This is a genomic window from Buttiauxella izardii (assembly GCF_003601925.1).
Classification (GTDB): domain Bacteria; phylum Pseudomonadota; class Gammaproteobacteria; order Enterobacterales; family Enterobacteriaceae; genus Buttiauxella; species Buttiauxella izardii.
The window spans coordinates 91,648-110,469 of record NZ_QZWH01000020.1 but is presented as its reverse complement, the minus strand read 5'-3'; the positions used below and the strand labels follow the sequence as shown (position 1 = coordinate 110,469).

General features: G+C 52.8%; 17 protein-coding genes and 1 tRNA gene. 11 read left to right on the top strand and 7 right to left on the bottom strand.

Features of this window, described 5'->3' with window-relative positions; translation table 11 throughout:
* Nucleotides 1-45 precede the first annotated feature (45 nt).
* A tRNA-Phe gene (locus D6029_RS10585) sits at nucleotides 46-121 on the top strand.
* A 115-nt stretch (nucleotides 122-236) separates the two neighbouring features.
* Here D6029_RS10585 and D6029_RS10580 read toward each other — a convergent pair.
* From D6029_RS10580 to D6029_RS10550, 7 genes are all read right to left on the bottom strand, one after another.
* Entirely contained in the window at nucleotides 237-695 is a 459-nt protein-coding gene (locus D6029_RS10580) for a GNAT family N-acetyltransferase (protein WP_120064721.1), read from the bottom strand.
* Between the two features lie 183 nt (nucleotides 696-878).
* Nucleotides 879-1,193 carry a BON domain-containing protein gene (locus D6029_RS10575; protein WP_034492695.1) on the bottom strand — a complete coding sequence of 105 codons (315 nt, stop codon included), beginning with the start codon at nucleotides 1,191-1,193 and terminating at the stop codon, nucleotides 879-881.
* 101 nt (nucleotides 1,194-1,294) lie between these two features.
* Nucleotides 1,295-2,416 carry a DUF4056 domain-containing protein gene (locus D6029_RS10570; RefSeq protein ID WP_120064720.1) on the bottom strand — a complete coding sequence of 374 codons (1,122 nt, stop codon included), beginning with the start codon at nucleotides 2,414-2,416 and terminating at the stop codon, nucleotides 1,295-1,297.
* Nucleotides 2,416-3,549 (bottom strand): BamA/TamA family outer membrane protein, encoded by a 1,134-nt coding sequence (locus tag D6029_RS10565; RefSeq protein WP_120064719.1) that lies wholly within the window; start codon nucleotides 3,547-3,549, stop codon nucleotides 2,416-2,418. The genes D6029_RS10570 and D6029_RS10565 overlap by 1 nt, the downstream gene beginning before the upstream one ends.
* Entirely contained in the window at nucleotides 3,549-4,535 is a 987-nt protein-coding gene (locus tag D6029_RS10560; RefSeq protein WP_244212402.1) for a hypothetical protein, read from the bottom strand. Before D6029_RS10560 ends, D6029_RS10565 begins: the two co-directional genes overlap by 1 nt.
* A gap of 48 nt (nucleotides 4,536-4,583) precedes the next feature.
* Nucleotides 4,584-5,678: a BamA/TamA family outer membrane protein gene (locus tag D6029_RS10555; RefSeq protein ID WP_244212405.1), complete on the bottom strand. Its 1,095-nt coding sequence runs from the start codon at nucleotides 5,676-5,678 to the stop codon at nucleotides 4,584-4,586.
* 53 nt (nucleotides 5,679-5,731) lie between these two features.
* Nucleotides 5,732-7,345 (bottom strand): mechanosensitive ion channel family protein, encoded by a 1,614-nt coding sequence (locus D6029_RS10550; RefSeq protein WP_418230257.1) that lies wholly within the window; start codon nucleotides 7,343-7,345, stop codon nucleotides 5,732-5,734.
* A 214-nt stretch (nucleotides 7,346-7,559) separates the two neighbouring features.
* Here D6029_RS10550 and D6029_RS10545 point away from each other — a divergent pair, with 214 nt between their 5' ends.
* From D6029_RS10545 to D6029_RS10500, 10 genes are all read left to right on the top strand, one after another.
* Nucleotides 7,560-8,654, top strand: coding sequence for a GGDEF domain-containing protein (locus D6029_RS10545; protein ID WP_244212401.1), 1,095 nt, complete (start codon nucleotides 7,560-7,562; stop codon nucleotides 8,652-8,654).
* 325 nt (nucleotides 8,655-8,979) lie between these two features.
* Nucleotides 8,980-10,569, top strand: a complete 1,590-nt coding sequence (locus D6029_RS10540) for an arylsulfatase (protein ID WP_120064717.1) — start codon at nucleotides 8,980-8,982, stop codon at nucleotides 10,567-10,569.
* Between the two features lie 47 nt (nucleotides 10,570-10,616).
* Nucleotides 10,617-11,912, top strand: a complete 1,296-nt coding sequence (locus D6029_RS10535) for an anaerobic sulfatase maturase (RefSeq protein ID WP_120064716.1) — start codon at nucleotides 10,617-10,619, stop codon at nucleotides 11,910-11,912.
* The gene (locus D6029_RS10530; RefSeq protein ID WP_120064715.1) at nucleotides 11,909-12,907 is read left to right on the top strand and encodes an AAA family ATPase; all 999 of its coding nucleotides are present in this window, start codon (nucleotides 11,909-11,911) and stop codon (nucleotides 12,905-12,907) included. The genes D6029_RS10535 and D6029_RS10530 overlap by 4 nt, the downstream gene beginning before the upstream one ends.
* On the top strand, nucleotides 12,907-13,815 hold the full coding sequence (locus tag D6029_RS10525) for a DUF58 domain-containing protein (RefSeq protein WP_120064714.1): 909 nt from the start codon (nucleotides 12,907-12,909) through the stop codon (nucleotides 13,813-13,815). Before D6029_RS10530 ends, D6029_RS10525 begins: the two co-directional genes overlap by 1 nt.
* Nucleotides 13,816-14,256, top strand: coding sequence for a DUF4381 domain-containing protein (locus D6029_RS10520; RefSeq protein ID WP_120064713.1), 441 nt, complete (start codon nucleotides 13,816-13,818; stop codon nucleotides 14,254-14,256). It abuts the gene before it with no gap.
* Complete coding sequence (locus D6029_RS10515) at nucleotides 14,249-15,226, top strand: vWA domain-containing protein (protein WP_120064712.1); 978 nt, start codon at nucleotides 14,249-14,251, stop codon at nucleotides 15,224-15,226. Before D6029_RS10520 ends, D6029_RS10515 begins: the two co-directional genes overlap by 8 nt.
* Complete coding sequence (locus tag D6029_RS10510; RefSeq protein WP_120064711.1) at nucleotides 15,223-16,746, top strand: vWA domain-containing protein; 1,524 nt, start codon at nucleotides 15,223-15,225, stop codon at nucleotides 16,744-16,746. Before D6029_RS10515 ends, D6029_RS10510 begins: the two co-directional genes overlap by 4 nt.
* Nucleotides 16,743-17,759, top strand: coding sequence for a BatD family protein (locus D6029_RS10505; protein WP_120064710.1), 1,017 nt, complete (start codon nucleotides 16,743-16,745; stop codon nucleotides 17,757-17,759). Before D6029_RS10510 ends, D6029_RS10505 begins: the two co-directional genes overlap by 4 nt.
* Nucleotides 17,756-18,766 carry an HAD family hydrolase gene (locus tag D6029_RS10500; protein ID WP_120064709.1) on the top strand — a complete coding sequence of 337 codons (1,011 nt, stop codon included), beginning with the start codon at nucleotides 17,756-17,758 and terminating at the stop codon, nucleotides 18,764-18,766. The genes D6029_RS10505 and D6029_RS10500 overlap by 4 nt, the downstream gene beginning before the upstream one ends.
* The last annotated feature ends 56 nt before the right edge of the window (nucleotides 18,767-18,822 follow it).

Here is an 18,822-nt window from a genome sequence, read left to right as displayed (position 1 = left end):
AAGCCGTTGACGCCAAACGGCCTTTACGGTTTAATGCGCCCCGTTGCCCGGATAGCTCAGTCGGTAGAGCAGGGGATTGAAAATCCCCGTGTCCTTGGTTCGATTCCGAGTCCGGGCACCACTATTTAAAGAAACCAGCCTAAGGGCTGGTTTTTTGCTTTCTGGGATTCGGACTCTCCACCGAACTTGCCAAGAAAACGTCGGGTGACGCTACGCTTACCCGACCTACGAAATACTCACAAAACCAGCGTCATAAATCGGCTGTTCGGGTCGAGTTGATAATCCGCGAACGGTTCGCAATCGACAAAGCCATGCTTGAGATACAGATGATGGCAGGCCGCAAACCCTGGCTGAGTACCTGTTTCTAAGCTGATGCGCTGGAAACCCCGTTCACGCGCCACGTCCAGAATATGCAGCAAAAACTGATTCGCCACGCCACGGCGTAAAAACTCCGTCGCGGTGCGCATGGATTTCAGCTCGCAATGCCCATCGTCCAGCATTTTCAACGCACCAATTCCAGCTAATTGCTCCCCTTCCCATGCCGACCAAAATGTCACGGTCGGGTCACGGAGTTTTTGTACATCCAAAGCGTGGCTGCTTTCTGGCGGAGATTGTTCCAGCATGCCTGAAATGTGATAGGCCACTAATGCCTGCACCGCCGGGTGCGAAAGGTCGTCGGTTTTGATGGTGAACATGCTCGGCTTCCTGGTTGTGAGTTACATATTTGTAACATCAAATCGAACAACCGCATGCCAGTCCAATAACGATTACTTATGACGCAGATTTTTAAATACGATCAAAAACTCATTTTTTGAAATGAGCATAAGCAGGAAAATGACAACGCCCTTTTCCTGCTTAATTGAAGTTCAGTTTGGTTATTACTTCACGATCAGATCGTTCTCAACGGCCTTCACGCCTTTAACCGATTTGGTGACTGAAACGGTTTTATTGGCTTCTGCCGCAGAAGAGACGAAACCGCTAAGCTGTACGCGGCCTTTAAAGGTTTCAACGCCAATAGCTGTGGATTTAATGGATTTTTCAGCAAGTAATGCAGATTTCACTTTTGTGGTGATCACGCTGTCGTCAATGTAACCGCCGGTGCTTTCTTGTTTTGATGAACCCGCGCAAGCTGTTAATAGAGTCGCCGCCACGGCTAACGCACAAATATTAAAAAACGTGTTTTTATTTTTCACAATTAATACCTCACATTGAGTCCAACGAATATATTACCCTACAGATGCCCGGTAGGCATTAGCCCTACCCGGCAGTCATTTCTTATTTTGCACAAATAGACTTATTTCTTCATCCGCTCAAGCTGTATCTGGTCGGCATATTTTGCTTGTTCCGCCAACGCCGGGAATTGTGCCGGAAGGTAAAAACTTTCTGGAGCTTTCAGGCCACGCATATCGCTGCCAGTGTGGATTTGCAGTTCGCCAAGCTGGCTGAGCGTAAACCCGGCAACCGCCTCAGGCATCCTTAAAAAGTAGCGCTGCGCTTTTTCAAACGGGACTTCGGTTGGATAACGGTTTTCGCTTAAATCGTAGTTACGATTGAGCACCAAAAACTTATCCGGCACCCGGCGTTTGCTGTTCCACCAGTCACCGTCAACTTCACGGAATTTTCTTTCCGTTTCCGTTTGAGTCACCGCCCCCAGTTGCACCAGCGCTTTGTGCAATGCTTTATCCATGGCGGCGTTGTAGGCATCAACCGAACGGCCATGACCCTGCAAAATCACATTGATCGCCAGTCGTGCGCCCAATAAGTTGGAGTAGAGATCTTCTGGCGAGAACGCGGATATTTCCTCAGAAAACCCAGGCACGGACTGGAACCCATACCATTGAGCAATTTCATGCCATTGCGCCAGTTGAAACGCGAGATGCCCCGCAAGCCAGGCCGCAATCGTGTAGCGTTCCGGCATTGATGCAGGCGGCGTGAAAGCGTGAAGCTGAATACGCCGCACGCCCAACTCTTCGCTGTAAAACAGACGCCAGTCCTGGCCGAGGCGGGAATAAATCTGCGTAAAAAGATAGAAGGTGTTATCGGCGGTATCACGGACGTGGGCGATATCAATAAAGCCCCCGCGATGGGTATAAATCAGGCCGCTTTTCTCTTCGCTCAGGCCGACGATATTTTTTACCGCACCCAGCGCGCTGTCGTTATAACGATGCTTGCCGAGCGTCGAGAGCGTCAGGATATTACCAATCTGATACACCGGAATCGGCACGCCGACTGCGCGAACTTGTAAGTCATAACCAAAGGCACAGCACGGGCGCAGCGACTCAGGAGCGGTGAGTTCTTGCGCCACAGGCCACACGCGTCTTGCCTGTTCGAAAGGCAAGATATCCGCTGACTTCGGCGGTGCGCCAATACTTTGAAATGCCACGCCCAACAGCGCTGCCAAAAGCCAAACCCGCATTAAAATGCCTCCGCAACTTGAAAGTAGAACCCGGCGCTTTCTTTTCCAAATCCCAGGTCGAGGCGAATATTCATGTCTGGTTTCACCTCAAAACGATAGCCTGCGCCCACAGTGGGCAGCAGCGGGTTATCTGACAAATGTTGCGGGCTGTCTCCCAACGCGCCAGCACCAATCCACAAAACGTAACCATGTCGCCAGTTGAGCTTTTTGCGGTATTCCAGTTGCGTGCTCACCACGTCTTTATCGCGATAGCGCCCCTGATAATAACCGCGCATCCGGTTGTCATCACCGGCTTGCGATAAACGATCCCAGGGCACATCGCCGCGTGCAAAACGCCCCCAAAGATCAAACGCTAAAACATCCTGATCGTTGAGCGGATAGTAATAATTATATTGCAGCTGCAAAACGGTGAAGTGGCTGTCCGAGCCAACGGAGGGATCAAACAGGCTGTATTCGGCACTGAAAAACTGGCCATGCAACGGCCGGGTGATCACATCCCGCGTATCGTAGTTAATCGCGGCGGTCACGCCCGAACTGGTCGAGTTACCGCCCGCGTCATAGCGCGAAAACACATCGCCAGGATGCGGATCATCAATATTTTCCGCGTCATAAGTTGAGAAATCCCAACCTACGCCCGCATAAAGATGATCAACCACCTGGCGCATAATCTGCGGATGAAAACTCAACGACTGCTGAGTGTATTTTTGTTCGTTACCTTGCGCGGCATCGTAGCCAATCCCCCAGAATCCGGTGGGGATTTTCGCCAGCGACCCATCCACAAAAAACCGCCATTCGTCGCCACTAAAGAACGTGTAGTTTTTCATCCCCATTCCCAGCGCGCCGCTGGTGCTGACAAAACCGGTAAACGATATCGACGAGTTTTGAGTGGTGTGATCGTTGGGATCAAGGCGATAAATCCCGGCGATCGCCGTTCCTAATCCCAGTTTCAGTTCTGGGGTATAAAATGGCCCAGGCAGCACGCTCCAGTTGATGCCTTTGCTGGCGTCATACTGGTTATCGGCACCCAACTTTCCCAGAAAACCGTCTATTTCTTCGCGCGTCATAGCGTCCGCGGTGGCCGGTAGCATCATGAGGCTTAACAAACTCAAAAATAGCGCGCCACTTGTGTTCATCAGAATCGATATTCGCCTGCAATAAAGAAGCTATTACGCTCGTTAAAACCAATCTCAGTCAGCACATTAAAGTTTTGCGTGAGTTCATATTGCGCGCCAATCAGCGTGTTCCACGGCGAACTCAAGTGCTGCTTAACGTCAAAGCGCCCTTCGTTATCCTGATTCACTGCCGCAATCAACGGCTGAAGTTCGGCGGGCATTTTTAAGTCAGACAGGCTGCCCTTAAACTCTTGCTGCACGTCCTGATACATCGCCCCCACCCACACGCTCAAATGCGACGGGCCAGAAATAGACGGCATATCAAAGCGATAACCCACGCGCGGTGAAATAGTTACCGCAGAGATTTTGCCATCCAGAATATCGAAATCGGTGCGCGTGTAGTTGGTATCCACCAGCGTAAACCAGTTTTTGTAGCCGCCCGCCAGCGTAAAACCGGTGCCGTAAGTGCGCCCTTCAAAATCGAGCGTGAAATCAATGTCCTGTAAATCGCCACTTTGATTCAGGTGATGCACCGACGAGGCAATAATGCGGTCGATGCCGGTATACAGCGACGGATCGGTATCCACCGAAACGTTCGAAACCGACGATCCTTTGGTGTAGCCCACAATCCCATAAATATTCAAAAACGGGAAAACCCACATATCGAGACGCAAGTTTTCAGATTTACTGCGCTCGCGCGTATGAGCAACATCGATATTAAACATATCGCTGGGAATGGGATGCGCGCCGAGTTTCAGGCCGGAAAACGTAATGCTGTCGACGTCGACATTCTGGCGCATGTTCATATAGCTAAGATTCACGCCAAAAGGCAGCGGAATGGAATACCCGCGCGCGCGCGCTTCATCTCCCCAGATAGGAAACGTGCTGCTTTGCGTCGAATTATCTGTCGCTGTCTCCGTTGCCGCACCAAACGCCGCCCCCGACAAAAAAAGTAACGGCAGAGCAATCACTCGACACTGTTGCACACCCCTTAGCATTGTTTTCATGACGTTCTCTTTTAATCTCTGCGTTGTCAGTCAGGCGGCAAATTCCCTCTACAGCCCCGCCCCTACGTTGAAATAGACCGCTTGTTCATTGTCGCTAAACGCAACATCAATCCCGGTATGCAAACCAAACTCGCGGGCAATCAGGTAACGGAACCCGCCGCCATACGCCACTTCAGTTTGCTCATACAGATCATCAGCCTCTTTACTGGCGCTTCCCGCGCCGACAAATCCCTGCAAGACCCAGCGCGGCGTCATCTGCCATTCGAGCTGCGCTTGCATGGTGCCGACATAATCCCCTTGATAACGATAGCGCGAGATCCCGCGCAAATTAATGTAAGGCCGCGCCATCGGGGGCAAATGTTTATCGTGACGTGAAAGCGACTGGTAATTTGCCGCCAGCGCCAGGGTGAAATCGGTACTCAGCGGCTGGAAGTATTTCCCGTCGAGCGTCAGCGTGTCGTAGCGATAATCGCCGCCGAGGAAACTGGTGTAAAACTGGTATTCCGCAGTCACGGATAGCCCGTTACGCGGGTAGAAAAAGTTGTCTGTGGTGTCGTATTCCGCCAATAAACCCACACCGGATGTGGAGCTTTCGTCGCCCAACACACGTTGTAACCCACGGTTAATAAAGGCGTTATCGGCAGAGATTTCCATGTTCGCATAAAACTGCGACGCGCCGACAAAAAATGGCGTATCGGCGACGCGAAACAGCAATTTTTGTATTCCGCCGTAACCTTTCGTTTGGGTGCTAACGCCTTTACCCCGGTCAAACCCGGCGATATCGCCGGAATAGATATCGAGATTAATATCCGCATAACCGAGTGCGACCAGATAGCGAATGCCGTCATTGTTCCACGTATGGCGATGCCCGCCGCCAACAAACCAGGTGCCATTTTGTGTCGCCCCGCCGCCAAATGCCGACATCGCAGGCGGGATTTTTCGCCCGTCGGTGCGGTGTTTTCCCGCTTCGCTATCGGCGGTGTCGTGCAGGAACAGGCCAAATACCCCGCCGCCGTAGCCAATTGCCGGTTCGGTGATCACCACCGGAATAGGCAAGAAGCCGTAGCGGTTTTCACTCAGATACTGGCTCATGTCCAGCATGCCGTCGGAGTCGTCAATAAACCCGCTGGCGCTGGCAATCATCGGCTGCCATAGCCCCGCGCAAAGGGCAATTGAAAAGCCACGAGTGAGATTATTCATGGTGCTTTATCTGGCTGGATCGCCGGTGCCGTAAACCAGTTATCCCGCGTCACCATCACCGCGTTTTCCGGCTGATTCACAAAGTTTGGCGACATAATCTGCACGTTGAATTCGTTAAACACATCCTGAATATGGCTGTGCAATTCACTTTTCACCCCCGCCAAAGACTCGCCAGGACGCAGTTTGACCTGCAATTCATAGGCGATATACCAGTCCATCAAGTTAAGTTGGCGCACCAGCGGCGGCGTATTTTGTTCAATGCCTTTGGTGCGTTTCGCCGCCAGCTCCAGCATCGCGTGAACTTGCCGCCACGGCGTGTCGTAGCCGATGGTGACGCTGGTCGTCAGGTTCACACCGCCACCGGGATTTTGCGAGCTGAGGTTAGTAATTTTGCCGCTGACCACCACGGCATTGGGCACCGTCACAATGTAGTTTTCGCGGGTCACGATTTTGGTCGCCAACATGCCGACTTCATTCACCAGCCCTTCGTTATCACCAATGCGAATCACGTCACCTTTGCGCAGCGCGCGGGAATAAGTCAGCACCAGGCCGCTCATCGCGTGGTTCATCACCCCCGCCGAGCCGAGCGTCAACATCAAACCGAAGAACACGCTGATGCCTTTAAACGCCACAGAATCAGCACCGGGCAGGAACGGATAAGCGGCAGAAAGTGCAAACAGCCACACCATCACGGAGATCAGCTTGCGTGTCGCACCCACCGTTTCCGGGTGCAGGCCTGGCAGCGTCAACTTGCCGCTCTCAACGCGCTTGAGCAGAATTTTCAGGAGCTTGAGGATAAATGCCGTGATTAAAAAGATAATCAAAACAATCATTAAACCGGGGAATGCGGAAACAATCGACAAGGCGATTTTCTGGATAACATTAATCGACCAGTCACCTAAAGATTCCCCCCAGACGCGCGTCCATGGGAAAAGACGGAAGACCCAGCTTAGCCAGACATAAAATGCAGCAATCCCTAGCAAAATCATCAACAAACCGTAAAGATATCCTTCTACCGCGCCAACCAACTCCCGCCATTTAGCCGGAATAATTCCCTTTTTATGACTGACTCGCGCTTCAAAGTAACGCTTCACTCTTCTCCAGGATCGGAACGCAGCGTAAAACAGCAGCCCTAAAGCGAGGGTGCCGATCGCCGTTTTTACCGTCGCGAGGGCCAGATAAGACGAAGAATACTGATCCCGTAGCGAGGTGCGCTGTTCATCCATGCGTGTTAAAACACGCTGCGCGGCCTGGTCGAGCGTTAAATCATCACCTTCATCCAGATCGCCCTCGGCCAGCAACATCAACGGCTTACCGTTAATCGTAAACAGTCTCGCCTGCTGGTTGTAACGCTTAACCGTGAGAATTTGCACCGGCTGGCGAATATCTTCTTCGCTGAGTGAGCGCAGCGTCTGACGAATACGCAACACGCGTTCTTCCGGCGTCGTCAGGCCGAATTTGGCCTGCAACATAACAATCGGATGATGAAAAATATAAACCGTGCGTGCTTTATCTTGCTCGGAGGGAAGTTGGCGTGGTTCAGCCGCTTGTAGCGCACAAGAAGTATACAGAGTGGTCCATGCCAAAAAAATCAGCAGCGCCCTAATCATATTCATCACCCGGAAAGGAAAGAATTTTGTTTTATTATTCAATCACACGAGATCATTCACACTCGTCTAATATCTGCTTTGAGCATAGACCAGCATTAAGCATATTCAAGAAAATGGAGAGATGTTAAAGGGTTACCTGACACGGACTTCACCAGGTGGCATCTGCCGGTGACGCAGGGTATCATTTATTAAATTGATTAAAGGAGCGTTATGAGTGGACATTAATCACAGCACGGGCGAAAACGTGATTACCAGCACCAAAGGTTACATGTGGTTTTTGTCGGTTAATATTATATTTTGCGGCTGGTTATTATTGCGTGGAACGCATCGTAGCGATGTCGAATCACTTCCCCCGGCATTACAAATTCTTTGCGGCTGTATCATTGCACTGTCATTAATCAACCTCGTTATTACGCTAAAAATAAAGAAGAACATTAACGATGGTTTCTACCACCAACTGCTGCCCTTCGTGGTTCTGGCGTTTGGGCTATTGTGGTCAGTGTTATTTTTGAACTTCACTCTTTATTATCAAAATCCGCTGATCACGCTGATGTTAACCATCTCAGTATTATTACCGGCCACCATTACCTTTTACATCTCTGGCCGCTTGCTGCTGCTGTTCTCTGCGCCATTGGTTATCTGCTTACTGTATGTCGAATTCTTTTTGCAGGATAAATTCAGCGTCGCACAGGTTGGCGGAGCCATTATCTTGCTGCTGGTTATCTACTCCGCGCGCTACATTTTGCTCGAGTGGTATCAGCGTGTGCAGCGCAGTGAATATGAAAAGAACATACTCATCAAAAAACTGGTGCAGCAGGCGCACTATGACGCTTTAACCGGTTTATATAACCGCCTGAGCCTGGCACGTTTCTTTGAAGAGTGCGTTAGCGCACTTTCAGGGAACAAAAAGAAGCTGTTTATGATTGTGTTGGATATTGATTTCTTCAAACAATACAACGATATGTACGGCCATGTTGCCGGTGATAAATGCCTGATTAAAGTCTCGCAATGTATTGAGCAATCACTGCGTAAAGACAGCGACAGTGCATTCCGTTTTGGTGGTGAAGAGTTCGTGGTATTAACCGTTTGCGATGATATCTCCCAGGCCAAAGCGATCAGCCAGAGAATACAGCACAATATCGCTCATGCGCATATCCCACACAAAGGATCGGGTATTTCTTCGGTACTGACTATCAGCCAGGGAATTGCGCAGTGGCAAGAAGGAATGACGCTCGAAGCGCTGGTTGAAAAGGCTGATAAGCAACTTTACAAAGCCAAAGAAAACGGTAGAAACCGCGTAAATTATTAATCATCCATCCCTCAAAATCATGACAGCCGGGCAAAACCTTTTTTGCTCGGTTATTCCTTCCTGTTTCCCTTGTTCTGCTGAAAAACTTTTCTTTATATCGTTTAAATTTAAATGACTTACTTAAGCGTTCCTTGAGTTCAAATGCTACCGTATATACAGTCATTTATTTAAATTCAAGCAGTTAGCTATTAAACCTCGATTTTTTTGTTTAAGAACAATCACATCCCCTTTATTCAGCAACTTTTCATATGAATTCAAAATGTAATGGCGAGTTTCAGCCCTTGACTATACTCACTAAGTCCCTTAAACGACCGGAGTTCCACAGATGCTTAACAACGTCCCTTTCAAAAGGACAATGATAGCCAGTATGTTGACATTAATGTCTGGCGCCGTGTCCGTTGCTAATGCAGCACCCGCTACTGCCTCACCTGAAAATGCACCGAAACAAGACGCTTCAAAACCTAATATCGTGGTTATTTTCGGTGATGATATTGGCTACTGGAATATCAGCTCCTATAACCAAGGAACCATGGGTTATAAAACGCCGAACATTGACAGCATTGCCAATGAAGGTGCCAAGTTTACTTCCTATTACGCAGAACAAAGCTCGACGGCTGGGCGTTCTTCTTTCATTACCGGGCAAATGCCATTCCGTACCGGGATGAGTAAAGTCGGTATGCCAGGTGCTCCGCAAGGCCTGAGTAAAGAAGACCCGACCATCGCCAACGTCCTTAAACAACTCGGTTACGCCACCGGCCAGTTTGGTAAAAACCACCTCGGCGACCGCGATGAATTCCTGCCTACCGCACACGGTTTCGATGAATTCCTCGGCAACCTTTACCACCTGAATGCTGAAGAAGAACCCGAAAACCCGGACTACCCGAAAGATCCTGAATTCCGTAAAGAATTTGGCCCACGCGGCGTCATCAAGAGCACCGCCGACGGCAAAATTGAAGATACCGGCCCGCTTACGGTTAAACGTATGGGTACCGTTGACGAAGAAACCATGGCCGCCAACAACGACTTCATGGAGCGCCAGACCAAAGCCGGTAAGCCATTCTTTACCTGGTTTAACACCACGCGGATGCACAACAAAACCCACCTCAAGGACGGCAGCATTGGCGCAACCGGGCTTGGGACGTATGCCGACGGCATGGTAGAGCACGACAAAATGATCGGCGAAGTGCTGCAGAAGATTAAAGATCTGGGCATTGAAGATAACACCATCGTGGTTTACACCACCGACAACGGCCCGATGACGGCGACCTGGCCTGATGCGGGTGAAACCCCGTTCCGTGGTGAGAAAAACACCGGCTGGGAAGGCGGTTTCCGCGTACCAGCGATGATCAAATGGCCGGGCCACATCAAACCGGGCACCTTGATTAATGACATCTTCGGCAGTAACGACTGGTTCCCAACCCTGGTTGCAGCAGCGGGCGTTCCGGACATCAAAGAACAGCTGCTGAAAGGCTACAAAACCACGTCAATGACCTACAAAGTCCATCTTGACGGTTACAACCAGCTCGATTTCCTGCAAGGCAAAGGTGAAGACCCGCGTAAAGAGTTCTTCTACTGGAGCGATGACGGCGACTTGCTGGCCATCCGCTACGGCCGCTGGAAAGCGCACTTCATGATCCAGGAACACACCGGCATTGATGTCTGGAAATATCCATTCACCAAACTACGTGCACCGATGATCTTCGACCTGGAGATCGACCCGCTGGAGAAAGGCTCAGACGGTATGGGTTACAACACCTGGTTCTACGACCGTATGTTCCTAATGGGCGGCGCGCAGAAATACGTGAAAGAAATGCTGGCGACCTTTAAAGATTTCCCACCACGCCAGAAACCAGGCTCATTCACCATCACCGATGCTGCGGCGATGATCGAACAGGGTTCTAGTATCAATAAATAATGACCATCAACCGGGTGGGAAACTGCCCGGTTTTTTAGGGGATAGCCATGAAATACAGCACCACATTGCCGGTTAAAGCGTTACCGTCAGCTGAAAAATACGATGGCAAAGGCCCTGAATATAAGCGTCGTTTTCACGTTATGGCGAAGCCGAGCGGCTCCACCTGTAACCTCGATTGCACCTACTGTTTTTACCTGAGCAAAGAAGATCTGCTGCATCAAGACCGCCACACCGGCATGAGCGACGAAGTGCTGGAAAACTTTATTCGCCAGTACATCGACGGGCAAGATGGCGAGCAAGTAGTTTTCTCCTGGCAAGGCGGCGAGCCGACCTTGATGGGACTGGAGTTTTTCGAAAAAGTCGTCAAATTCCAGAAGCAGTACCAAAAGCCCGGTCAACGCGTCGAAAACGACCTCCAAACCAATGGCGTGCTGATTAACGATAAATGGGCTGAATTTCTCAAAGAACACCGTTTTCTGGTTGGCCTGTCGATTGACGGCCCACGAGAATTGCACGACCGCTATCGCGTGACGCGCAGCGGCAAACCGACTTTCGACAAAGTAATGAAAGGCGTCGAAGCGCTCAAAAAATATCAAGTTCCTTTCAATGCGCTCGTCACTGTCAACCGCACCAATGCTCGATTCCCGCTGGAAGTTTACCGTTTCGTCACTAAAGAACTGGGCGCAACCTACGTGCAATTTAACCCGTGCGTAGAAGCGGTAGATTTCAAAGTCACCGCCCCGCAATTCTGGCGCGATGAAACCATCCCGATTACTGGAACACGCCGCGCAAAACCGGGCGACCTGGATTCCATCGTCACCGACTGGTCCGTTGACCCGGACGACTGGGGCACCTTCCTGAAAACTGTGTTTGAAGAGTGGGTGAATAACGATTTAGGCCGCGTGCAGGTTAACCTGTTCGAAACCGCCGTGGCGCAAACCATGGGCATGCCCGCGCAGATTTGTACCGCGTCTGAGTTTTGCGGCAAAGGTCTGGCAATCGAAAAAAATGGCGATATCTATTCCTGCGACCACTACGTTTATCCCGAATACCAGATAGGCAATATCGAAAACACCAAGCTCGCCCATCTGGCCTTTTCCGAACGCCAGAAAGCCTTTGGCATGGGGAAAAAAGACACCCTGCCGGAATACTGCAAGCAGTGCCCGTACCTGAAATTATGCTGGGGTGAATGCCCGAAAAACCGCCTTGTGCGCACACCAGACGGCGAACCAGGCCTGAACTATCTGTGCCCCGGCATCAAAGCTTTCTTCAATTACGCCGAGCCGATTCTTGTCGGTCTCGCTACGCTTTTGAAACGTGACTTTGCAGGATTGCGCAAATGACAAACAGAGAGAAACTGCTCGAACTTGAGCAGCGTATGAACCAACAAGTTTTGGGTCAGGAATCGCTGGTACGCATGTTGATTGTCGCCTTACTGTGCGACGGGCACGTGCTACTCGAAGGCTTGCCAGGTCTGGCTAAAACCCGTGCGGTGCGTGAACTCGCTAAACACGTCGAAGGTGAATTCCGCCGCATTCAGTTCACGCCGGATCTACTGCCGTCTGACATTACCGGCAGCGAGATTTACCAGCAAAACGCCACGCGGGAAGAAGACCAGTTCCGCTTCCGCCCAGGCCCGGTGTTCGGCAATATTATTCTGGCCGATGAAATCAACCGCGCCTCGGCTCGCGTGCAGTCGGCTTTGCTCGAAGCGATGGAAGAACGCCACGTCACTGTCGCCGGGAAAACCTGGCCGCTGCCGGGCATTTTCATGGTGCTGGCGACGCAAAACCCGGTGGATCAAGAAGGCACCTGGCCTTTGCCAGAAGCCCAGCTTGACCGCTTCCTGATGAAAGTTCTGGTGGATTACCCGTCCAAAGAGAACGAGCAAAAAGTAATGCAACTGGTGCGCTCCGAGCAGCAGCAAAAATACCTTGCAAGCTCCAAGGAACAGCCAGAAAAATTGCCTGAAACCCTGATGCTCTCGCAACAAGATATCGCGACCTGCTGGCAGGAAATCTCGGCGGTTTACGTCGCACCAACCATTGAAAACTACATCGTGAACCTGGTGGAGATGACCCGCCATCCGCAGGGCGCTAGCGACACGCTCGCCAGTTATATTACCTTTGGCGTCAGCCCGCGTGGCACCTTAGCGCTCGACCGTTGTGGACGCGCACTGGCGTGGCTCGAAGGCCGCGATGCCGTGTTGCCAGAAGATATTAAGCTCGTCGCCCCAGCTGTGCTGCGCCACCGCCTGATGCTCAGTTACCAGGCCAACGCCGATAACGTTTCCGCAGACGACGTGATTCGGATGTTGCTCGACGCAGTGGTGGCGTAATGAATAGCGCCGCACTGGAGGTGGATCGCCAGACTCTGATGGCGCTGGCAGGTGAAGCGCGGCTGCTGTCGAACCCGCCGGGGCAAATTCCACCGGGTGCGCTGGCGGGTGAACGCGTGTCGCGCCAGCAAGGGCGTGGACTTAATTTTGATAGCCTGCGCCGCTACCAACCCGGCGATGACGTGCGGTTGATCGACTGGCAAGCTACTGCGCGCCTGCGATCGCCGTGGATCCGCCTGTACAACGAAGAGCGCGAGCGCCCGGTGTTTTTGATTGTCGATCAACGGCTTGACATGTTTTTTGCCACCCGTGGGCAAACTAAGTCCGTCGCCGCCGCCAAAATTGCGGCCTTGCTCGCATGGCGCAGTTGGCACGATGGCGACCGTATCGGCAGCGCGGTGTTCAGCGACTCGAATTACAGCCTGCAAAAATGCCGCGCCCCCAGAACCAACTTGCCCGCCGTGCTCGACGACGTGCTGCAATACAACCAACAACTACCCCAACGTTATCCTGACGAAACGCCCGCCACAGTTTCGCTTTCTGGCGTGTTGCAACACGCTATCCATCTGATCCCCAGCGGATCGTGGGTGGCGGTGATCAGCGATTTCCACGATCTTGATGCGCCAACTGAAGCCTTGCTCGCCGCAATCCGGCGGCGCTGCGAAATCAGCGCGTTTGTCACCCTCGACGATCTCCATTTGACGCTTCCTACGCAGGGCAATCTGGCCGCCAGTTATCAGGGCCACGAAGCGGCATTTTCGCTTTCGCCACGGCTAAAAGATGAGATTCAACAAAGCGTCACGGCGCGGTTATCGGGCTTACAAAATCGACTGACACGGCTTGGCATTCGCGTGAATCAAATAGTGGTCGCGCAGGATCTTCTCAAACAGCTACAAAAGGGAGTCTGAATGCTGGAGAAAGGATTTAGCGTGCCGGAGCTGTTAAGCCCGGCACTTCCACAAAGTCTCTCCTGGTTCCCGCTGCCGCCAGGCTGGTTTGTACTGGGCGGCGTGTTGCTTATCGCGCTGATTATTTTCGGGTTATTTCGCCTGGCACGCTGGCGGCGCAATGTGTGGCGTCGTGAAGCACTGGCTTCTTTGCAACAACCCCACAGCGCCGATAGCTGGCTGGAACTGATAAAACGCATTCTGCTGATACACCAGCCGCGCAGCCTTATAAGCCACACGCTTTCTCCCGAACAACTCCTTCAGCAGGTGGAAATCGACACCGATTTGCGCCAGCAACTGAGCGCCAAATATTGCCAGCCGGATAACCAACTCGACGCAAACCAAAACGCCCGCCTGCAAACCCAACTGAAAAACTGGCTGGAGAAACTGCCTTATGTCTGAGTTTCTGAGCCGCCTGGATTTCGCCTGGCCGTGGGCGTGGCTACTCATTTTCCTGCCGCTGATTGGCCGTTACTTTTTACCGCAGGATCGCGAACTCAAAGAGCACGTGCGCGTGCCGTTTTTGCCGGAATTAATCGATGAACTGAAGCTCAACAGCCAGCCGGTACGCAGCAGCAAACTCGCCAGCATCATGTTCTGGCTGGTGTGGATTTTGTTGGTCGCCGCCCTTTCGCGCCCGGAATACCTGACGCCGCCGCAGCATATTCAAAAACCGATGCGCGATGTGGTGCTGATTCTTGATGTCTCGGGTTCGATGGGCAAAAACGATGTGCAGGGCGGGATCACCCGTTTGCAGGCGGTTCAGGATTCGGTGCGCAAATTCGTCGCGGCGCGTAAAACTGACCGCATCGGGCTGGTGATTTTTGCCAGTTCCGCCTGGCCGTTTGCGCCAGTCAGCGAAGATAAACAGGCGCTGCAAACGCGCATCAACCAACTCGCACCCGGCATGATTGGCGAGCAAACCGCCATCGGTGACGCATTAGGCGTGGGCGTGAAACTGCTCGACAGCACCACCAATAAAGACGCCAGCAAACTGGCGATTTTACTCACCGACGGCAACGACACCGCGTCGCAGTTAGCGCCCGCACTCGCCGCGCAACTGGCGGCATCGCACCACGTTCAGGTGCATACCATCGCTTTTGGCGACCTGAACAGCACGGGTGATGACAAAGTCGATTTGCCGCTGATGCAGGATATTGCGCGCATTACCGGGGGCAAATCCTGGACGGCGGCAGGCTCTGGCGCGGCACTCGATAGCGTCTGGAAAGAGATCGACGCCATCACGCCGGTACAGGTGAAATCTATCGGCTGGTCGTGGCACATTCCGCTGTTCCAGTGGCCGCTGCTTCTGGCGCTGGTGCTGCTGATTTTACTCGCGGTCACACGCTTTGTGCGGGAGAAAACAGCATGAGCGACTTCCATTTTGTTTACCCGTGGCGACTGCTCGGCCTGCTGATTTGCGCCCTGCTGTGGTTTGTTGCAAGCAGCCAACGCAGCGCCTGGCACCAGATTATGGATAAACCGTTCGCCAAAGCGCTGATTATCGGGCGGCAAAAAAAGCTGACTCAGGTTTTACCGTGGCTTTGTGCGCTGGGCGTGTTCGCGCTGGCTGGCCCCACCTGGCAACGTGAATTGCCCGCAGCCCTGACGCAGCAAAGCAATATGATGGTGGTCTTACAGCAAGATCCGGCGATGTACGCCCAGGATCTTGCGCCGAGTCGCCATCAGCGGATGCAAAGCAAAATCATGGACTTGATGAATCGCTCAACCGGCACGCATTTTGGCCTGGTGGTGTACAACAGCCATGCGTATCTGACGACGCCATTAACCTCCGACCCGACGTTTTACTCGCTGTTTTTACACGCGCAAAGCCCGAATTTACTGCCGGAAGGTGAAGGTTCGGGTCTGAAACAGGCCATCGACCTGGCGCTGAAAAACATGCCAGAAACGCCGAATATGCCGCGCAATATTATATTGATTGCCGATACCGTTTCCGCACAAGACGCCACCTGGCTTACGCAACTTAAAGCGCCGATTCAAATCTGGGTTCCGGGGACGGCGCGCGGTGGCGAATTGCCAGAAAGCTACGCCCAGCGCGGCATTGATACCCGCCTCAACGTCGAACGCTTTAGCCAGATTCGTGACGGCGGCATTCCGGTGACGCTGGTCACCAGCGATGACAGCGATTTGTCGGTGCTCGCCAGCCATATCCAACAATCGGTAAGTGCGCAAAACAATGCGCGTGGCGATCTGCACTGGAAAAACAGCGGCTATCTGCTGGTGATCCCGATGCTTTTATTGTTGCTGCTCGGACGGCGTCAGTTGATTTGCTGGCTGGTTGTTTTGGTGCCGCTGCTCTACATGCCGCAAAGCCAGGCCGCCTGGCAGGATGCGTGGGTTAGCCCGGATATGCAGGGGCAAATCGCGTTCAATAAAGGCGACTATAAAAAGGCGGCGGAACGTTTCCAGGACCCGCTGTGGCAAGGCATCGCGTATTACCGGGCGGGAGATTTTGTCGCCGCCACTTCGGCATTTCGCCAGGCTCCGCAAACCGCGGAATCGCTGTTATGGACGGGCAACAGCTACGCCCAACAAAAACAGTGGCAGCAGGCGATCAACAGCTACGACCGCGCTTTAAGCCTGCGCCCGGATTGGGAGATGGCGCAGAAAAACCGCGCCGCCATCGCCAAAATCATCATGGAGTTGCGCCAAAAAGAGCGTGACCGCCAGGCCGCCCAGGGCAAAGAACAAGACTATAAACCGGACGAAATTAAGCACGATCTCAAGAAAGATCAGGGCGTGAATCAGAAGGATATTGAACAGACCGCCAGCAGCAGCCCGCAGGTAAATCAGTGGTTTGAAAATCTGGAAGTTTCCCCCTCCGGCCTGCTGGAAAACCTCTATCGCGCCAACACGGAGGAGACGCCATGAAAGCCTGGCTGATTTTGCTTTTGCTGGCGGTGCTGCCTGCCCAGGCGGCGATGGACATCACGCGTGAGCTGGAAGCGCCAGAGCATGTCGCGCCCGGCCAGCCGGTGAAAGTTGCGATCACTTTCTGGACAGATAGCTGGTTCAACCCGCCGCCAGAATGGCCGGATTTTAAAATTGAGAATGGCTCGTTGCTCACCACGCCGTTGCCAAACCAACTGCTGAGTCGCCAGAAAAATGGCATTAGCTGGAGCGGCGTGCGTCTTGAACGGCAAATCACCGCGTGGGATCAGGGCGAGCTGCGCATGCCAGCGGTGGAAATCACACTCACATCACCCAATCAGCCGCCAGTCACCGTGCCATTGCCGGAGCTGAAAAAAGAAGTCATCTGGCCGAAAGGCGTGGAACAGCCCGATCGCTTCCTGCCCGCCAGCAACTTAACGCTGAGCCAGAAAATCACCCAGTATCACGCCAGCAAAGACGACAAGCTTCATGCGGGTGATGTGGTGGAACGCACCGTGACCGTCAAAGCCAACGGCATTGTTGCGACGCAAATTCCACAATTGCTGTATGCGATTCCAGGCACCGACACCCAGCGGCTGACGCCCGTGAACACGATGCTGAAAACGGGACGGGGAGAAATCGAAGGGGCGCAGCGCGTAGAAACCCTGCGTTATCTGCCATCCCAGGCAGGCACCATCACCATTCCGCCGGTTAAATTACGTTGGTGGGACACGGCGACTCAGCAGTGGCAATTAGCTGAACTGCCTGGCTCAACCCTGCAAGTGCTGGATGCTCGCGCCGCAGGCGGTGAATCCGCACTGCGCGGCACCACTGATGACGGCCAATGGCGCACCGTTTTAATTATCGGCTCCATCGTACTGATGGCGCTACTCATCTGGTTTACACGACGCCTGCTGTGGCGCAGCGTGCTATATCTGCACCACGTCTGGCAGCGCTTCTGGAATCCTGTCCCATTGCCCGAACTAACTCCCACCAAAAGGGGTGAACGATGAAACAAAAACTCTTACTCACGGCTCTGTTACTCGGCGCTGTGGGCGCAGCGCACGCCGCTGACCCGCTTTCGACGTGGAAAGATACTGCCGCAAAGCAGTCCATTGAGCAGTGGGTGCAAAACGCCACAAACCAGGACCGCTCGACCTATATTCCGCCTGCAAAACGCTACGTGGTGTTTGATAACGACGGCACGTTGTGGCCGGAAGCGCCGCTGACTTTCCAGCTCCAGTTTGCGGTGGATGAAGTGAAACGCCTGGCACCGGAACACCCGGAATGGAAGAACGACCCGATTGTTAGCGCAGTGCTCAACAATGATTTAAAAACCGTGGCTGCCGCTGGTGAAAAAGGGCTGATGCAGCTTTTAGAACTGACGCACAGCAACATCACCACCGACGAATTCGACCAGCGCGTCGCCAACTGGGTTGATAGCCATCGCGATAACCGTTTTGGCTGCCGTTATAACCAAATGGGCTACCAGCCGATGCGCCAGTTGCTCGATTACCTGCGTGAGAATGGCTTTAAAACGTGGATTGTTTCCGGCGGCGGCATTGATTTTATGCGCGTGATTGCAGAGAAAATGTACGGTATCCCCCCTGAGCAAGTGATCGGCTCCTTCTCGCTCAGCGAGTTTTCCCTGACCGACAACGGCACGCAGTTGCGTAAAACCATGAAAGGCGCGTTTAACGACGACGCAGCCGCCAAGCCCGTCGCCATCCACCTGTTTATGGGCCAGCGCCCGGTTGCGGCGTTTGGTAACAGTGACGGCGATTTAGCGATGATGCAGTACACCGCTTCTAATCCGGACTATAAAACCTTCGGTTTACTGGTTCACCACACCGATGCCGAGCGTGAATATGCCTACGACAGCCATCCACCCGCGAGCGGTAAACTGGTTGAAGGATTGACGATGGCGAAGGAAAAAGGCTGGACGGTGGTGGATATGAAGCAGGACTGGAGAACGGTGTTTGACCCGAAATCGTGCGTTCCAGAAACCGCGAAACCGTAGAATCCAAAGCTTCGTAGGTCGGATACCAATCACAAGCCCCTTCGTAGGTCGGATAA